Origin of the sequence: Streptomyces sp. Z423-1, from assembly GCF_013009255.1 — a bacterium.
In the GTDB taxonomy this organism is placed as follows: domain Bacteria; phylum Actinomycetota; class Actinomycetes; order Streptomycetales; family Streptomycetaceae; genus Streptomyces; species Streptomyces gossypiisoli.
The window spans coordinates 2954275-2970478 of sequence record NZ_CP053109.1 but is presented as its reverse complement, the minus strand read 5'-3'; the positions used below and the strand labels follow the sequence as shown (position 1 = coordinate 2970478).

Sequence of the window (16204 nt, the reverse complement as noted above, 5' to 3'; positions counted from 1 at the left end):
GGGTGGGAGCCGTCACGCGGTTGCCACCCCCGTGCTCCACGTAGGTCGAGAGAGAGATCGCGAGCATGACCGTGCAGACCGAACGGCCGCCCTCCGGTCCGGTGGATGTGGTGAAACCCCGCGGCCCGGACTCCGGCGGGCCCGGCCCGCGCGCAGCGGAACGCCTCGGGGCGTTCGCCCCGTACCTGTTGCTGCTGCCGGCCTGCGCCGCCACCGTGCTGCTGCTCGGCTGGCCGCTGCTGAAGGACGTCCTGCTGTCCTTCCAGAACCTCAACATGGCGCAGCTGATCCAGCACGTCACCGAGTGGAACGGCATCGACAACTACAAGGAGGTCCTCACCGGCGAGGACTTCTGGCGGGTCACGCTCCGCTCGATCCTGTTCACGGCGGCCAACGTCGTCCTGATCATGATCCTGGGCACGCTGGTCGGCCTGCTGCTGGCCCGCCTCGGCAGGCGGATGCGGGTGACGCTGATGATCGGGCTGGTGCTGGCCTGGGCGATGCCGGTGGTGGCCGCGACCACCGTCTACCAGTGGCTGTTCGCCCAGCGCTTCGGCGTCGTCAACTGGGTACTGGACAAGCTCGGCTGGCACTCGATGGCCGACTACAGCTGGACCAGCAGCCAGATGTCGACGTTCTTCGTCGTGACCGTGCTGATCGTGTGGATGTCCATCCCGTTCGTCGCGATCAACCTGTACGCGGCGACCACCACGATCCCGGGCGAGCTGTACGAGGCCGCCGCGCTGGACGGCGCCGGCGCCTGGCGGAGCTTCACCACGGTGACGCTGCCGTTCCTGCGGCCGTTCCTCTATGCGACGACCTTCCTGGAGATCATCTGGGTCTTCAAGGCGTTCGTGCAGGTCTTCACCATCAACGGCGGCGGCCCCGACCGGCTCACCGAGATCCTGCCCGTCTACGCCTACATCGAGGGCGTCGGCAACCAGCACTACGGGATGGGCGCGGCGATCGCGGTCCTGACCATCCTGATCCTGCTCGCCCTCACCGCCTATTACTTGCGGATCGTGCTCAAGCAAGAGGAGGACGAGCTGTGAAGCGCTCGCTCTTCGGCCGCCTGTGGCCCAACGTCACGGCCGTCGTCCTGTTCATCGGCTGCGTCTTCCCCGTCTACTGGATGTTCGCGACGGCCTTCAAACCGACCGGCGACATCATCTCGGAGGACCCGGTCTGGTTCCCGACCGACGTGACCCTTGAGCACTTCCGGACGGCGACCGACGCCGACCACTTCTGGACGTTCGTCACCAACTCGCTGACCGTCACCGTCCTCGCCGTCGTCTTTTCGCTGATCATCGCGCTGGCAGGCTCGTTCGCCCTGGCGCGGATGCGGTTCAAGGGGCGGCGCGGCTTCGTCGTGGGCTTCATGGTCGCCCAGATGGCGCCCTGGGAGGTCATGATCATCGCGATGTACATGATCGTGCGGGACGCCTCGATGCTGAACAGCCTCGTACCGCTGACGGCCTTCTACATGATGATGATCCTGCCCTTCACCATCCTCACGCTGCGCGGCTTCGTCGCCGCCGTGCCGAGGGAGCTTGAGGAGGCCGCGATGGTCGACGGCTGCACCCGGGTCCAGGCCTTCCGCCGGGTCATCCTGCCGCTGCTCGCGCCGGGCCTGATGTCCACCTCGATGTTCGGCTTCATCACCGCCTGGAACGAGCTGCCCCTCGTCCTGGTGCTGAACAAGGACATCGAGGCCCAGACACTGCCACTGTGGCTGACCAGCTTCCAGAGCGTCTTCGGCAACGACTGGGGCGCGACCATGGCGGCGTCCTCGCTGTTCGCGATCCCGATCCTCATCCTCTTCGTCTTCCTGCAGCGCAGGGCCGTCAGTGGTCTGACCGCCGGCGCGGTGAAGGGATAACGCCCTCGATGACCACATTCGCCAGCGACACCGACACACTGACACGTGACGCGCTGACGGTCCTCCAGCCCGGCTTCACCGGCACCGCGGCCCCCGACTGGCTGCTGCGCCGCCTCGGCGAGGGCCTCGCCTCGGTCGGCCTGTTCGGCCGCAACATCGCCTCACCCGAGCAACTCGCCGCCCTGACCGCCCAGTTGCGTACGGAACGGGACGACGTCCTGGTCGCCATCGACGAGGAGGGCGGTGACGTCACGCGCCTGGAGGTGCGGACGGGCTCCTCCTTCCCCGGCAACCACGCCCTCGGCGCGGTGGACGACGTGGAACTGACCAGGGAGGTGGCCGCGGAGCTGGGCCGCCGCCTCGCGGCCTGCGGGGTGAACTTCAACTGGGCCCCGTCGGCGGACGTGAACTCCAACCCGGGGAACCCGGTCATCGGCGTACGGTCCTTCGGCGCCGACCCGGCGCTGGTCGCCCGGCACACCGCGGCCTACGTCACCGGCCTGCAGTCGGCGGGAGTGGCGGCCTGCACCAAGCACTTCCCCGGCCACGGCGACACCAACGTCGACTCCCACCACGCCCTGCCCCGCATCGACGCGGACCCGACCGTGCTCGGGGACCGGGAACTGGCCCCGTTCCGCGCGGCGATCGCGGCGGGCACACGGGCGGTGATGAGCGCCCACATCCTCGTCCCCGCCCTGGACCCGGACCGCCCGGCGACGCTGTCGGGCAAGGTACTCACGGAACTGCTGCGCGGCGACCTCGGCTACGACGGCCTGATCGTCACCGACGGCATGGAGATGCAGGCCATCGCGGCCACCTACGGCATCGAACGCGGCAGCGTCCTCGCCGTCGCGGCCGGCGCCGACGCGATCTGCGTGGGCGGCGGCCTGGCCGACGACGAGACGGTACGGCGCCTGCGCGACGCCCTCGTGGCGGCGGTGCGCGCCGGTGAACTCGCCGAGGAGCGGCTGGCGGACGCGGCGGCACGGGTCCGCAGGCTGGCGGCCTGGACGGCCTCCGCGGCGAAGGCCGTCGGCCAGGGCGGTGCCGACAGCGAGGTGGGCCTGCGGGCGGCCCGACGGGCGGTGCGGGTGACGGGGGCGGACACCTTCACGCCGCTCACCGAGGCGCCCTACGTCGCCGCCCTCACCCCGGTCGCCAACATCGCCGTCGGCGACGAGACGCCCTGGGGCGTGGCGGCGGAGCTGACCGCCCTGCTCCCCGGCACGGAGGCGGGCACGTTCGTGGGGGATGACGCGGGCAGCGCGGCCCTGGCGGCGGCGGGGGAGCGCCGTATCGTGGCGGTCGTCCGCGACGAGCACCGGCACCCGTGGATGGCGACGGCCCTCGACACGCTTTTCCGTGCCCGGCCGGACACGATCGTGGTCGAGATGGGCGTTCCCCAGGCGGCCCCCCGGGGCGCGCCGCACATCGCGACGTACGGCGCGGCCCGGGTGTGCGGGCGGGCGGCGGCGGAGGTCATCGCCGGGGTGTGAGAGCTGCGTCCTTTCCTTGGGACGTCCTCTCCTTTGGACGTCCTCTCCCGGGGAGAGGAGGATCGGAAGGGTGAGACCACACCGAGGGCTCTGCCCGGAGGTGATGCTGTGATGACACCCCCCAGTGAACGATCAAGCCGGTCCGCCGCAGCCGTCGACACGAGACCGGCGCCGCGGGCGGTGGGCGCCGCCGACGTGGGGCTGCTGCTCCTCCGGCTGGCGGTGGGCGTGATCCTGGCGGGTCACGGCGCGCAGAAGCTGTTCGGCTGGTTCGGCGGGCCGGGTCTCGACGCCACGGGGAAGGGTTTCGCCGAGCAGGGGTACGAGCCGGGCGTCTTCTTCGCCGGGCTGGCGGGAGCCTCCGAACTCCTCGGTGGCCTGGGCCTGGCCGTCGGGCTGCTCACCCCGCTCGCCGCGGCGGCCGCGGTCGGGGTGATGATCAACGCCATGTCGGTGGCGCCCGAGTACAGCCTGTGGCCTGCCGGACCCCCGTCGTTCGCATACCCCATGCTCATCTCCGTCGCCGCCCTCGCCATCGCCGCCGTGGGCCCCGGCCGCCTCTCCCTCGACACCTTCTTCCCCTGGCGGGACGGCGGCTGGATCCCGTTCCTCGTGGCCCTGGGCTTGGGCGTGCTGGCGGGGGTGCTGGTGTTGGCGTTGTGAGGCGTACATGGCCGGGGGAGGGGCCGGGCTGGTGCGGGGTCCGGGGGGCGGAACGGTCCTGGTGAAGGTCGGCCGGTCCGGGGCGCGGTGACGGGTGCCGGGCATGGCAGGCCGGTCCGGGGCCCGGTGACTGGTTTCGGCGGTGCGGCAGATTGGTTCCGGTGGTGGCTGACCGGTCCCGGGCAAGGCAGACCGGCCCAGCCCGCGCGCGGTCCTGGCCACGACTGCCCAGTCCGGGACCCCAGACGGGCCCGGTCGCGACAGACCGGCCCGGAAAAAGACCCCCCTGCAAGGACAGACCGGCCCCGTCACCACCAGAACCCCATCAGCCCGGCGATCACCGCGCCAGGTCGACTAAATGCCCTGCCACTCCGGCTTGTTGGCGTACGTGTGCCGGAAGTAGTCCGCCAGCTTCAGCTCGGACGCGGCGGCCTCGTCGACCACCACGGTGGCGTGCGGATGCAACTGCAGTGCCGACGCCGGGCACACCGCCGCGACCGGCCCCTCCACCGTCGCAGCCACCGCGTCCGCCTTCCCCTCACCCGTCGCCAGCAGCACCAGGTGCCGCGCATCCAGGATCGTCCCGATGCCCTGCGTGATGACATGGTGCGGGACCTGGTCGATATCGCCGTCGAAGAACCGCGCGTTGTCGATCCGGGTCTGCTCGGTCAGCGTCTTGATCCGCGTCCGTGAGGCCAGCGAGGAGCACGGCTCGTTGAACCCGATGTGCCCGTCCGTCCCGATCCCGAGCAACTGCAGATCCACGCCACCGGCCTCGGCCAGCGCCCTGTCATACGCCTCGCACGCACCGGGAATGTCCTCGGCCGTGCCGTCCGGCCCCATGAACGCGTCCATCCCGATCCCGAGCGGCCCCAGCACCTCCCGCCGCAGCACCGACCGGTACGACTCCGGATGCTCGGCCGGCAGCCCCACGTACTCGTCGAGCTGCGCTATCCGCGCCCGCGAGGCGTCCACCGCGCCGGACCGCACCTTGGCCGCCAGCGCCTGGTAGATGGGCAGCGGCGTCGAGCCGGTGGCCACGCCGAGCAGGGCGTCGGGCTTGCGCCTGAGCAGCTGCGCCATGGCCTCGGCGATCAGCTCGCCGCCTGCCTCGGCGTCGGGAACGATGACAACTTCCACGCTGGGCCTGCCGATCTGAAGAGGGGACTCGAAGGGCACCCGGAAGGGGCCATGTGGTTTAGACCAATCTAACAGAGGGGCCCACCCGGACCCAGGTGAAGACAAGCCGAAGACCGCGTGCTTGCGGAGGCGGGAGCCTGGGCGGGGGAGTGGAATGGTGCTGTCAGAAGACAGGGCCTACAGCGACACAGAACCGCAGCGCCGCAGCGCCTCCAGCACCGCAGCGACACACACCACAACGTGGTTCAGCGAGACAGCGAGACAGGGCCGAGACGCAGAGGAACCCACATGACCGCCACGACCCCGTACCCTCACGACCCCCACGCCCCGCACAGCGAGGTCCCCGGCCGGATCATGGCGCGTGAGATGGCCGAGCAGCCCGCGGTACTGCGCCGGATCCTGGACAAGGGCGCCCCCGCCATCCGCCAGGTGGCCCAGGACATCGCCGCCCGCACGCCCCGCTTCGTCCTGCTGACCGCCCGCGGCAGCTCCGACAACGCCGCTCTCTACGCCAAGTACCTCCTGGAAGTCCGCCTGGGCCTGCCCTGCGGCCTCACCTCCATGTCCACCACCACGGCCTACGGCGCCCGCCCCGACCTCACCGACGTCCTCGTCATCACCGTCAGCCAGTCCGGCGGCTCCCCGGACCTGGTCGCCTCCACCCGGGCCGCCCGCGAGGCCGGTGCGATCACCCTCGCCGTCACCAACAACCCGGACTCCGCGCTGGCCGGCGTCTCCGAGCACCACATCGACATCCTGGCCGGACCGGAGAAGGCGCTCCCCGCAACCAAGACCTACACGGCCTCCCTCCTCGCGCTCTACCTCTTCGTCGAGGGCCTGCGCGGCGGCGACGGAGCCCCGGCCGAGGTGCTGCCCGGCCTCGCCGAGCGCCTGCTCGCCCGGCGCGACGAGGTCCGCGCCCTCGCCGCCCGCTACCGCTTCGCCGAGCGCATGGTGATCACCTCGCGCGGCTACGGCTACCCAACGGCCAAGGAGGCCGCCCTCAAGCTGATGGAGACCAGCTACATCCCGGCCCTGGCCTACTCCGGCGCCGACCTCTTGCACGGTCCCCTCGCCATGGTCGACAACGTCTCCCCGGTCATCGCGGTCGTCACCGACGGCAAGGGAGGGGAGGCGCTCCAGCCCGTCCTCGACCGGCTGCGCGGCCGGGGCGCCGACCTGGTCGTCATCGGCCCCAGGAGCCAGGTCGAGCGCGCCTCCGCCGGTTTCGTCCTGCCCACCGAGGACGTCGCCGAGGAGATCCAGCCCATCCTGGAGATCATCCCGCTCCAGCGCCTGGCCTACGAGGTCACCATCGCCCGCGGCCAGGACCCGGACGCACCTCGCGCGCTGGCGAAGGTGACGGAGACGCGCTGAGAGATCACCACGGAGGCGAGGCGCATACGAGGCGCATACACGAGGCGCATACGAGGCGCATACAAGGGGGCGAAGGGCGGCATCCAAGGGGGCACACCTACGTCAGCGAACCCCCGGTCGCGTCCACCCAGCTCCCTGTCACCCACCGTCCCCCGCCCGAGGCCAGGAATGCCACCACATCCGCGACGTCGGCGGTCTCGCCCACCCGGCCGAGCGCCGATATCGCGGCGGCTTGCGCCCACCCGCCCTCGGTTCCGTACAGCAGCCCCGCCGTGATGTCGGTGTCGATGATCCCGGGCGCCACCGAGTTCACCGTGATGGCCCGGGGGCCGAGCACCTTGGACAGGTCCCGGGAGAAGACGTCCAGCGCGCCCTTCGTCATCGCGTACGCCATGTAGTCCGGCATCACCGCGGTCCGGGCGAGCCCCGACGAGACGTTGATGACCCGGCCGCCGTCCCGCAGTCGCGCCATGCCGTGCCGGACGATGAAGAACGGCGCTTTCACGTTCACCGCGAAGACCTTGTCGTACTCCTGCTCCGTGATCTCGTCGATCGGGCGTGTGTTCGCGATCCCGGCGTTGTTCACGAGGATGTCCAGTCCGTCGGCGTGCCGGTCGAACTCCGCCCACAGTGCCTCGGCGTCCCCCGGCAGCCCCAGCTGCACGCCGATCGCGAACGCCGAGCCGCCCGCCGCCTCGATCGCGGCCACCGTCTCCTTCGCCGCCGCCTCGTTCCTGCCGTAATGGACCGCGACCCGCGCACCGTCCCGCGCCAGCCGCTCGGCGATGCCTCGCCCGATGCCCCTGCTCGCGCCCGTGACCAGCGCCGTCCTGCCTGTGAGCACGCCCATGCCGCAGCCCCCTTCTCGTTTTTCTAGCGGTCGCTACAGAAAGACCGTACAACATCTCGCCGACAGTTCTCTAGTGCCCGCTATAAAATGCCCTCCATGGCGAGCAGTCCGAAGACCGGGAACGCCGGGGAGAGCAAGGCGAAGGGCAGGCCGCGTGGCCGCCCCCGCTCCTTCGATCGCGCGACCGCGCTGGAGAAGGCCCTGATGGCCTTCTGGGAGCGCGGCTACGAGGCCACCTCCGTCTCCGATCTCACCCGCGTCATGGACATCGGCGCGCCCAGCCTGTACGCGGCCTTCGGCGACAAGCGCTCCCTCTTCGAGGAGGTCGTCCAGGAGTACGGCACGAGATACGGCTTCTTCACCGAGCGCGCCCTCGCCGAGGAACCCACCGCCCGGGCCGCCGTTGAACGGACCCTGCGCGAAGCCGCCGTCCAGTACACGGAACCCGGGCATCCGCACGGCTGCCTCGTCATCCACGCCGCAGCCAACTGCAGCACCCCCGAGGTCGAGCAGTCCCTGCGGGCCCGGCGCAACGCCAACATCGCCGCCTTCGAAAACCGCATAAAAGCAGACATCGCCGCAGGTGAGCTGCCCCCGGACACCGACGCGGCCGCCCTCGCCCGGCACGCCGGCGCCATGATCCAGGGCATGTCCCAACAGGCGCGCGACGGCGCGAGCCGTGCGGAACTGGAGTCTCTCGCGGAAATTGCCATGGCCATCTGGCCCCGAACGTGAGCCAGGCGGGTTAGGCTGCGAAGCGCCAACTCCACACAGTCTTCAACAACAAACCGCCCCCAACGCATGGACACGGGTAGTGGTCTAGTCCACAATGCGTGCAGGGCGACGTAGAAACGAAGAGCCTCCGTCTTCCCCGCACAGGAAGACGGATCGAGGAACCGGTGCTCTCTGCCCTGACTGCCCCGGCTCCTCATCCTTCGGCCGACCGGGACCGCACACCCCACGGCCGATGTTGCTCCGGGCTGCGGTGCCGGGAGGGTTGAGGGTCCCTCCCAGGCGCCGCGGCCCGCGGGTGTTTCGGTCCCGTCCAGACACTTTTAGGACCAGCACAAACCCCCAGGTACGCTCGCAGACGTGCCCTCCATGAACGAACTGGTCCGCCAGCACACCGCCCTCGACGACTCCGATCTCGAGTGGCTCCATCTGCTGGTCTCGGAGTGGCAGCTGCTCTCCGACCTCTCCTTCGCCGACCTGGTCCTGTGGGTCCCCACCCGCGACGGCACCCGCTATGTCTCCGTCGCCCAGATGCGGCCCAACACCGGCCCCACCTCCTACCAGGACGACATGGTCGGCCACCTCGTCCCGCGCGGCCGCCGCCCCATGCTGGACGCGGCGCTGGACGAGGGCCGGATCGTGCGCGAGGGCGACCCGGAGTGGCGCGAGGAGGTCCCGGTCCGCGTCGAGTCGATTCCGGTACGACGGGAAGGCCGCGTCCTGGGTGTCATCGCGCGCAACACCAACCTCCTCACCGTGCGCACCCCGAGCCGCCTGGAGCTGACGTACCTCCAGAGCGCCTCGGACCTGGCGCAGATGATCGCGGCCGGTGCCTTCCCCTTCGCGAACCAGCAGCTCGACATGGACGCCTCGCCCCGCGTGGGCGACGGCCTGATCCGGCTCGACGCGGACGGCATCGTCCAGTACGCCTCCCCGAACGCGCTGTCCGCCTACCACCGCATGGGCCTCGCCGCCGACCTCGTCGGCCACCATCTCGGCCGTACGACCGCCGAACTCGCCCCGACCCGGGGCCCGGTGGACGAGGCGCTGGCCAAGGTGGCGAGCGGCTGGGCGCCACGCGAGTTCGAGATCGAGGCCAACGACGGGGTCATCCAGTTCCGGGCCATTCCGCTCAAGCCCAAGGGCACCCGCATCGGTTCCCTCGTGCTGCTGAGGGACGTCACCGAACTTCGCCGCCGCGAACGGGAGTTGATCACCAAGGACGCCACCATCCGGGAGATCCACCACCGGGTGAAGAACAACCTCCAGACGGTGGCTGCGCTGCTGCGCCTCCAGGCCCGGCGTATCGAGTCCGAGCGCGGCCGCGCGGCCCTGGAAGAGGCGGTACGCCGGGTCGGCTCGATCGCGATCGTGCACGAGACGCTCTCTCAGAACCTGGACGAGCGGGTCGAGTTCGACGAGATCGCCGACCGGGTGCTCGCGATGGTCGCCGAGATCTCACCGGGCAAGGTCACCGGCCGGCGCAGCGGCCGCTTCGGCATCCTGGACGCCGAGGTCGCCACCCCGCTGTCGATGGTGCTCACCGAGGTGCTGCAGAACGCCCTGGAGCACGGCTTCCGTGAAGGCGACACCGGCACGGTCGAGGTGTCGGCCGTGCGGGGCGGTACGACGAAGGAGGCCCGCCTGCTGGTCACGGTCCAGGACGACGGGGTCGGCCTGCCCGCGGGCTTCGACCCGCGCACCTCCGGGAACCTCGGCCTGCAGATCGTACGGACGCTGGTGGAGGGCGAGTTGGGCGGTACGTTCGACATGGTCCCGGCGCCGGAACGCGGCACGCGGGTCATCCTCGACATCCCGGTGCGCGCGCAGAAGTGACCTGTGCGCGCAAAAGTGACCTGCGTGCACAGCAGGGAACCGACGCACGCGCACAGCAAAGAACCCCGGACCGTAGGAACGGTCCGGGGTCAGTGCGCATCAGGGGTACTGCGCGCTGCGGCTCGGGGGGCGGGAGATGCGTACTCGCTGTACGCGCCGCCAAGCTCAGGCTGTCACGCGGGGTGGGTAGATCAGGCGGAGGCCTGACGGGCCCGGTTGCGGGCGGCGCGGCGCTTCATGGCGCGGCGCTCGTCCTCGCTGAGACCACCCCAGACGCCGGAGTCCTGGCCGGACTCGAGCGCCCACTGCAGACACTGCTCAATCACCGGGCAGCGACGGCAGACGGCCTTGGCTTCCTCGATCTGCAGCAGCGCAGGACCGGTGTTGCCGATGGGGAAGAAGAGCTCGGGGTCTTCCTCGCGGCAAACGGCGTTGTGACGCCAGTCCATGGCTGCTACCTCTCCTTGGTATTACGTGAAGATTGCTTGTGAATGTGAACGCTTTCACGAATCCCTCAACAAGTGAAGGGCCGACCGCCGAGTCTTCCCCGGCGTGGTCCTTGGTGTGAAGAGGGGTTCCGGTGATCTGTGGAGGCCGGTGTTGCGGGCCGTCCCGATCGCCATGTAGAGACTCGCAAACCTCGGCGGCGGATACAACCCCTTCAGGAAAGTTTTTTTTGATTCCTCGGTGTCGACTAGGTCACAGCCGTACTTCCATGGGGTGGATCCTGGCCTAAACGTTCGAGTGAAAGGACTTTAGCGTCTTCTGCTCACACAATCACACGCAGTGCACGGCGTACGCCTGTGAACGTCACGCTGGTACGCAGCCCGAGGTGGTCACCGTCCATCTGAAGGGGCAGCGGCGCCTTCGAATGCAAGGTGAACTCACTCAGGTCGTGCAGGGAGACGGCGTGCTTGCCATGGGGTCCGCGCTCGGGGGACGAAGTGAGCAACTGGGTGCCATACCGGGCAACCGCGCCCGTCGACATCCGGCTGAGGCCGAACACATCCAGTCCGGTGTCGAACGACGCCTTGGGCGAGGCGTACATCGGGCGATCGCCGAGAAACGTCCAGGGGGCGGTGTTCGACGCTATGCACAGGAGCAGATCCGTCACCGGGTCCTCGCCCGCCCGCTCCAGGGTGATGGTGCCCTGCCGGCGGCTCGGCTCGCCCAGCAGCTGGCGCAGCACCTGACGGACGTAGAGCGCGTGCGTCGACTTCCGGCCGCGCTCGCGCTGCTGCTCGACCCGGCCCACGACGCCGGCGTCGAAGCCGAGTCCCGCGTTGAAGGTGAACCAGCGGGACGGCACCGCCTCGTCCTCGGTGCCCTTCGTGCCCGAGGTCAGACCCAGTCCGACGGTCCGCTCGCTGCGCTCGCGCAGCGCGTCCAGCAGGGCGCCGGTGGCCTCGACGGCGTCGTTGGGCAGGCCCAGGGCGCGCGCGAAGACGTTGGTGGAACCGCCGGGGACCACGGCGAGGCCGGGGAGGTGGCCGGGGTCGGGGCCGTTGTGCAGGAGGCCGTTGACGACCTCGTTGACCGTGCCGTCGCCGCCGAGGGCGACCACGAGGTCGATGTCGTCGCTCTCCGCGGCCTGTCGGCCCAGGTCGCGCGCGTGCCCGCGGTATTCGGTGGTGACCGCCTCCAGCTTCATCTCACTGGCGAGCGCATGAATCAGGACATCGCGCGTACGTGCGCTTGTGGTGGTTGCCGCCGGATTGACCACGAGAAGTGCACGCATGACTGGCAGGGTACCTACTGGGCGGTACCGGGCACAGGCCGGACCGGGAACCGGTGGGAGATCGAGGCGTGAGCCCGGACACGGGTGACCGGAGCCGTGCGGGGGCCTGACCCGGGCCTTCCTCGGGGCCTTCCGAGGCTTCGGGAACCCGAGGGCTACCCTTCTGGGGTGAGCGCTCAGCAGAACCCCACCCCCGCTTCCGAGGCCGCCGCAGAGGCCGGCCCCCGTCCCGTCCGGCTGACCGTGGCGGCCGCGCTGGCCGCGCTGGAGGGGCTCGCGCTGGTGGTCGGCGGCGCCTGGATCCTCGTACTCGGACTGATCGGGCACCCGGACGACCGGCAGCAGGCCGTGACGGGCGGCGCCACGCTGATCGTGCTCGCGCTGCTGCCGCTGCTCGCCGCGCGCGGGCTGCTCGGCCGGCGCAGCTGGAGCCGCGGCCCGGCCGTCATCACGCAGATCATCTCGCTGCCGGTGGCCTACAACCTGCTCCAGGCCGACAGCATGGCCATCCCGGGCGGCATCGCCCTGGCGGCCGTCGCGGTCGCGTCCCTGGTCCTGCTGCTCAACCCGGAGACGACCCGGGCCCTCGGAATCCGGGGACCCGGCAACGCGGAGAAGTAGCGCCGACTACTCCTCGACCAGCAGCTTCTCCCGCAGCTGCGCCAGCGTCCGGGCCAGGAGCCGGGACACATGCATCTGCGAGATGCCGACCTCCTGCGCGATCTGCGACTGGGTCATGTTGCCGAAGAAGCGCAGCAGCAGGATCCGCTTCTCGCGCGGCGGGAGGTCCTCCAGCAGCGGCTTGAGCGACTCGCGGTACTCCACGCCCTCCAGCGCCTCGTCCTCCGCGCCGAGGGTGTCGGCGACGGCCGGGGACTCGTCGTCGGTGTCGGGGACGTCCAGGGACAGCGTGGAGTACGCGTTGGCGGACTCCAGGCCCTCCAGGACCTCCTCCTCCGAGATCGCCAGCTTCTCGGCGAGCTCGTGGACCGTGGGGGAGCGGCCGTGCAACTGCGACAGCTCCGCGGTCGCCGTGGTCAGCGACAGGCGCAGCTCCTGCAGCCGGCGCGGCACGCGCACCGCCCAGCCCTTGTCACGGAAGTGCCGCTTGATCTCGCCGACGACCGTCGGGGTCGCGTACGTCGAGAACTCGACGCCGCGGTCCGGGTCGAAGCGGTCGACCGACTTGATCAGGCCGATGGTGGCGACCTGGGTGAGGTCGTCCAGCGGCTCGCCGCGGTTGCGGAAGCGGCGCGCGAGGTGCTCGACGAGCGGCAGGTGCATCCGGACCAGCCGGTTGCGCAGCTCCGCGTACTCCGGGCTGCCCTCCTTCAGCTGGCGCAGCTCCACGAACAGGGCGCGCGCACCGCTGCGGTCCTGCGGGTCGTGCTGCGTGGGCTGTGCGCCGCGCGCGGCCGGCGTGTCAGGCGTGGCAGACGTGTCGTGCGCGTCGTGCTGCGCGTCGGGCACGTCCTGCACGTCCTGCTCCGCGTATCGCTCGTGCTCGCTCATCGTCCCGCCCGTCGCCCTTCCCCGAGCCCTCGTCTCCTCCCCCACTCTCGACTTCGCTCGAGCGGGGGGACCCCCATGGACAGGGGACACCCCCATCCGCAGCTCCAGAGGCGCACTCTGCACGGCACCCTCCTGATCCCGCTGCCCGTCGTCCAGGAAGCCGGCCTCCGTCGAGTCGGAGTCGTCCTCCGGGTGCGGCCGGGCCTGCTCGGGGATGCCGTCGATGCCGTCCGCCATGCGACGGGCACCGTTCGGACCGTCCCCCGAGCCCTCGGCTCCGCTCGCGCCGGGGGCGCCTTCGGGCACCCCCGGTGGCAGCTCCCGTGTGCCGCGCTCTTCGTCCCGCACCGGCCCGTCCCCGTTCCTCACGCCGGCCCGGGTCCCGCGCCGCGCTGTTTGTAGAGGCTGATCGAAACGGTTTTGTCGTCGTCCACGGCGGAAGAGACCTTGCCTGCGAGGGCGGACAGCACGGTCCAGGCGAAGGTGTCCCGCGAAGGGGCGTGACCGTCGGTCGTGGGCGCCGAGACGGTGACCTCCAGCGAGTCGTCGACGAGCCGGAAGACACAGCTGAGCACCGAGCCGGGCACGGCCTGCTGGAGCAGGATCGCGCAGGCCTCGTCCACCGCGATGCGCAGGTCCTCGATCTCGTCGAGGGTGAAGTCCAAACGGGCCGCGAGGCCGGCCGTGGCCGTCCGCAGCACCGACAGGTAGGCACCCGCAGCCGGCAGCCGGACTTCCACGAAGTCCTGGGTCGCGGGCTCGCCTGCGATCTGGGACACCCTCACCTCCAAGGTGGTACAAGCTCTACGGGGCCGAGGGTCGCCCCTCGGGGTAACGCGATGTGTGTTCAGCGGTGACGCTACCGCGCTCGGAACCTACCTGTCCCTGGTACCCCAACCCCTTACTGTCACTCATAGTAAACACATGAATACGCACAGTGGCTAGAGGGTGGGCGCCCCCAATTGGGGAGAGCGCGCGCCGGGTTGACGTACCCACACGTCAGACGCTCGAACCGTCCGGCAGGGGAGGTCACGAGCCGGTCACACGAGCACGTGGTCCACGAAACACCATCGCCAATTCTCCCCCGGTTCGAACGTCCTCATCACCGGATGACCGGACTCCTTGAAATGCTCCGTCGCGTGTCGGCCCGGTGAGGAGTCGCAGCAGCCGACGTGACCGCAGGTGAGGCACAGCCGCAGCTGCACCGGATGCGAGCCGTCCGCCAGGCACTCGGGGCAGGTGTCCGTGAGGGCACCGGGCTCCGGGTGCGGCAGTGCGTCGGCGTGCGTGCACTGTTTCATGATTGCCAGGTTACGACGGGCGTGCGGAAGGCCGCGCGGAAAAACGAGGCGGGCGAGAACCATGGATGTGATGCCACTGCTGATGCTGGTGGCGGGCAGTGCCGCGATCGCGGCGGCCGGCCGGCGCACCCCCGTGCCGGCGCCGCTGCTGCTGGTCGCGGTCGGCCTCGCGGTGTCGTACGTGCCCGGAGTCCCGGACTACCACCTCGACCCGCACATCGTGCTGCCGCTGATCCTGCCGCCGCTGCTGCACACCGCGGCCACCGACAGCTCCTACCTCGACCTGCGCGCGCAGCTGCGGCCCGTCGCGCTGCTGTCGGTCGGGTACGTGCTCTTCGCGACCTGTGTCGTCGGCTGGGCCGCCTATGTGATCATCCCGGGACTTCCGCTGACCGCCGCGCTGGTGCTGGGCGCGGTGGTGGCGCCGCCGGACGCGGTCGCGGCCACCGCGATCGCACGCCGCGTGGGACTGCCCTCCCGGATCACCACGATCCTTCAGGGCGAGTCCCTGGTGAACGACGCCACCGCGATCACCGCCTACCGCGTCGCCCTCGCGGCCGCCGTCGGCGAGGGCGCCACCTGGGCCGGCGGAATCAGCGAGTTCCTGATCGCGGCGATCGGCGGTATCGGCGTCGGACTCGTCCTCATGGTGCCGATCCACTGGCTGCGCACCCACCTCAAGGAGCCCCTCCTTCTGAACACCCTCTCCCTGCTGATCCCGTTCGTCGCCTACGCCGTCGCCGAGCAGGTGCACGCCTCCGGTGTCCTCGCGGTCGTCGTGGTCGCCCTCTACCTCGGACACCGCGCGTGGGAGGTCGATTTCGCGACCCGCCTCCAGGAGGGGGCGGTCTGGAAGATGGTCGCCTTCGTCCTGGAGTCGTCGGTGTTTGCCCTCATCGGACTCCAACTGCCGGTGGTGCTGGAGGGACTGGGGGAGTACGAGGGTCTGGAGACCGCCTGGTACGCGCTCGCCGTCTTCCTGGTGGTCGTCGTGGCCCGGTTCGTGTGGGTGTATCCGTCGACCTTCCTGCCTCCGAGGCTGTCGACGCGGATCCGGGAACGAGAGGCGGACCCCACCTGGAAGGACGCGTTCATCGTCTCCTGGGCCGGGATGCGGGGCGTGGTCTCGCTCGCCATCGCCTTCTCGATCCCGCAGGTCGTGGAGGGCGGCGAGCCCTTCCCCGGCCGCAACCTGATCCTCTTTTTGACCTTCACGACGGTCATCGGCACCCTCGTCGTCCAGGGACTCACCCTGCCCCCGCTGATCCGGCTGCTCAAACTGCCCGGCCGGGACGTCCAGGGCGAGACGCTCGCCGAGGCCAACGCCCAGGCCCAGGCGTCCCTCGCCGCCGAGCGACGCCTCGACGAACTCCTCGCCGACGAGCGCAACGCCCTGCCCGAGCCGCTCGCCGCCCGGCTGCGCGGGGTCCTGGAGCGCCGTCGCAACGCCGTCTGGGAACGCCTCGGCCAGCCCAACCCCATCACCGGCGAAACCGCCGACGACACCTACCGCCGCCTCGCCCGGGAGATGATCAGCGCCGAGCGCGAGGTGTTCGTGAAGCTGCGCGACGGTCGCTATATCGACGACGAGATGTTGCGGACGTTGTTGCGTCGGCTGGACCTGGAGGAGGCGGCGGCGTATCGGGAGGCGACGTAGACCTCGTCCGGACAGCGACACAG

16 protein-coding genes are annotated in these 16204 nt (G+C 70.3%); 9 read left to right on the top strand and 7 right to left on the bottom strand.

Annotation, left to right across the window (positions count from 1 at the left end; genetic code table 11):
• The first annotated feature begins 65 nt into the window (after positions 1-65).
• The 4 genes from HJD23_RS13295 to HJD23_RS13280 all read left to right on the top strand — a co-directional run bounded on the left by HJD23_RS13295 (position 66) and on the right by HJD23_RS13280 (position 4038).
• Complete coding sequence (locus HJD23_RS13295) at positions 66-1052, top strand: sugar ABC transporter permease (RefSeq protein WP_171112033.1); 987 nt, start codon at positions 66-68, stop codon at positions 1050-1052.
• Positions 1049-1879, top strand: coding sequence for a carbohydrate ABC transporter permease (locus HJD23_RS13290; RefSeq protein WP_141312016.1), 831 nt, complete (start codon positions 1049-1051; stop codon positions 1877-1879). The genes HJD23_RS13295 and HJD23_RS13290 overlap by 4 nt, the downstream gene beginning before the upstream one ends.
• A gap of 8 nt (positions 1880-1887) precedes the next feature.
• Positions 1888-3375: a glycoside hydrolase family 3 protein gene (locus HJD23_RS13285; protein ID WP_171112031.1), complete on the top strand. Its 1488-nt coding sequence runs from the start codon at positions 1888-1890 to the stop codon at positions 3373-3375.
• A 111-nt stretch (positions 3376-3486) separates the two neighbouring features.
• Complete coding sequence (locus HJD23_RS13280; protein ID WP_171112029.1) at positions 3487-4038, top strand: DoxX family protein; 552 nt, start codon at positions 3487-3489, stop codon at positions 4036-4038.
• 354 nt (positions 4039-4392) lie between these two features.
• On the opposite strand, the gene nagB is transcribed toward HJD23_RS13280, so the two are convergent.
• The gene (gene nagB / locus HJD23_RS13275; protein WP_171112027.1) at positions 4393-5178 is read right to left on the bottom strand and encodes a glucosamine-6-phosphate deaminase; all 786 of its coding nucleotides are present in this window, start codon (positions 5176-5178) and stop codon (positions 4393-4395) included.
• 288 nt (positions 5179-5466) lie between these two features.
• Here nagB and HJD23_RS13270 point away from each other — a divergent pair, with 288 nt between their 5' ends.
• The gene (locus tag HJD23_RS13270) at positions 5467-6555 is read left to right on the top strand and encodes an SIS domain-containing protein (protein WP_171112025.1); all 1089 of its coding nucleotides are present in this window, start codon (positions 5467-5469) and stop codon (positions 6553-6555) included.
• A 97-nt stretch (positions 6556-6652) separates the two neighbouring features.
• On the opposite strand, the gene HJD23_RS13265 is transcribed toward HJD23_RS13270, so the two are convergent.
• The gene (locus HJD23_RS13265) at positions 6653-7405 is read right to left on the bottom strand and encodes an SDR family oxidoreductase (RefSeq protein WP_171112023.1); all 753 of its coding nucleotides are present in this window, start codon (positions 7403-7405) and stop codon (positions 6653-6655) included.
• Positions 7406-7501: 96 nt separating this feature from the next.
• Between HJD23_RS13265 and HJD23_RS13260 the strand changes: the two genes are divergently transcribed.
• Entirely contained in the window at positions 7502-8140 is a 639-nt protein-coding gene (locus HJD23_RS13260; RefSeq protein WP_240980703.1) for a TetR/AcrR family transcriptional regulator, read from the top strand.
• Positions 8141-8506: 366 nt separating this feature from the next.
• The gene (locus HJD23_RS13255; RefSeq protein ID WP_171118518.1) at positions 8507-9973 is read left to right on the top strand and encodes a PAS domain-containing sensor histidine kinase; all 1467 of its coding nucleotides are present in this window, start codon (positions 8507-8509) and stop codon (positions 9971-9973) included.
• A 191-nt stretch (positions 9974-10164) separates the two neighbouring features.
• Here HJD23_RS13255 and HJD23_RS13250 read toward each other — a convergent pair whose 3' ends face one another.
• Both HJD23_RS13250 and HJD23_RS13245 read right to left on the bottom strand, forming a co-directional pair.
• Positions 10165-10422, bottom strand: coding sequence for a WhiB family transcriptional regulator (locus HJD23_RS13250; protein ID WP_003992873.1), 258 nt, complete (start codon positions 10420-10422; stop codon positions 10165-10167).
• 320 nt (positions 10423-10742) lie between these two features.
• Positions 10743-11711 carry a diacylglycerol kinase family protein gene (locus tag HJD23_RS13245; protein ID WP_171112019.1) on the bottom strand — a complete coding sequence of 323 codons (969 nt, stop codon included), beginning with the start codon at positions 11709-11711 and terminating at the stop codon, positions 10743-10745.
• A gap of 168 nt (positions 11712-11879) precedes the next feature.
• Between HJD23_RS13245 and HJD23_RS13240 the strand changes: the two genes are divergently transcribed.
• A complete protein-coding gene (locus HJD23_RS13240; RefSeq protein ID WP_171112017.1) occupies positions 11880-12332 on the top strand; it encodes a hypothetical protein in 453 nt (150 codons plus the stop codon).
• Between the two features lie 6 nt (positions 12333-12338).
• Here HJD23_RS13240 and HJD23_RS13235 read toward each other — a convergent pair whose 3' ends face one another.
• The 3 genes from HJD23_RS13235 to HJD23_RS13225 form a co-directional block, all read right to left on the bottom strand.
• Entirely contained in the window at positions 12339-13571 is a 1233-nt protein-coding gene (locus HJD23_RS13235; RefSeq protein ID WP_171112015.1) for an RNA polymerase sigma factor SigF, read from the bottom strand.
• Positions 13572-13588: 17 nt separating this feature from the next.
• Complete coding sequence (locus tag HJD23_RS13230; RefSeq protein WP_015657891.1) at positions 13589-14002, bottom strand: anti-sigma factor; 414 nt, start codon at positions 14000-14002, stop codon at positions 13589-13591.
• Positions 14003-14263: 261 nt separating this feature from the next.
• Positions 14264-14524 (bottom strand): UBP-type zinc finger domain-containing protein, encoded by a 261-nt coding sequence (locus tag HJD23_RS13225; protein WP_171112013.1) that lies wholly within the window; start codon positions 14522-14524, stop codon positions 14264-14266.
• Positions 14525-14585: 61 nt separating this feature from the next.
• On the opposite strand from HJD23_RS13225, the gene HJD23_RS13220 reads away from it, so the two are divergent.
• Positions 14586-16181: a Na+/H+ antiporter gene (locus HJD23_RS13220; protein ID WP_171112011.1), complete on the top strand. Its 1596-nt coding sequence runs from the start codon at positions 14586-14588 to the stop codon at positions 16179-16181.
• Positions 16182-16204: the final 23 nt, after the last annotated feature.

What these genes read in the sequence shown, in the direction of transcription:
- HJD23_RS13295 (WP_171112033.1), top strand. Translation starts at nt 66, where the DNA reads ATGACCGTGCAGACCGAACGGCCGCCCTCCGGTCCGGTGGATGTGGTG.
- HJD23_RS13285 (WP_171112031.1), top strand. Translation starts at nt 1,888, where the DNA reads ATGACCACATTCGCCAGCGACACCGACACACTGACACGTGACGCGCTG.
- HJD23_RS13280 (WP_171112029.1), top strand. Translation starts at nt 3,487, where the DNA reads ATGACACCCCCCAGTGAACGATCAAGCCGGTCCGCCGCAGCCGTCGAC.
- HJD23_RS13270 (WP_171112025.1), top strand. Translation starts at nt 5,467, where the DNA reads ATGACCGCCACGACCCCGTACCCTCACGACCCCCACGCCCCGCACAGC.
- HJD23_RS13265 (WP_171112023.1), bottom strand. Translation starts at nt 7,405, where the DNA reads ATGGGCGTGCTCACAGGCAGGACGGCGCTGGTCACGGGCGCGAGCAGG.
- HJD23_RS13260 (WP_240980703.1), top strand. Translation starts at nt 7,502, where the DNA reads ATGGCGAGCAGTCCGAAGACCGGGAACGCCGGGGAGAGCAAGGCGAAG.
- HJD23_RS13255 (WP_171118518.1), top strand. Translation starts at nt 8,507, where the DNA reads ATGAACGAACTGGTCCGCCAGCACACCGCCCTCGACGACTCCGATCTC.
- HJD23_RS13250 (WP_003992873.1), bottom strand. Translation starts at nt 10,422, where the DNA reads ATGGACTGGCGTCACAACGCCGTTTGCCGCGAGGAAGACCCCGAGCTC.
- HJD23_RS13245 (WP_171112019.1), bottom strand. Translation starts at nt 11,711, where the DNA reads ATGCGTGCACTTCTCGTGGTCAATCCGGCGGCAACCACCACAAGCGCA.
- HJD23_RS13225 (WP_171112013.1), bottom strand. Translation starts at nt 14,524, where the DNA reads ATGAAACAGTGCACGCACGCCGACGCACTGCCGCACCCGGAGCCCGGT.
- HJD23_RS13220 (WP_171112011.1), top strand. Translation starts at nt 14,586, where the DNA reads ATGGATGTGATGCCACTGCTGATGCTGGTGGCGGGCAGTGCCGCGATC.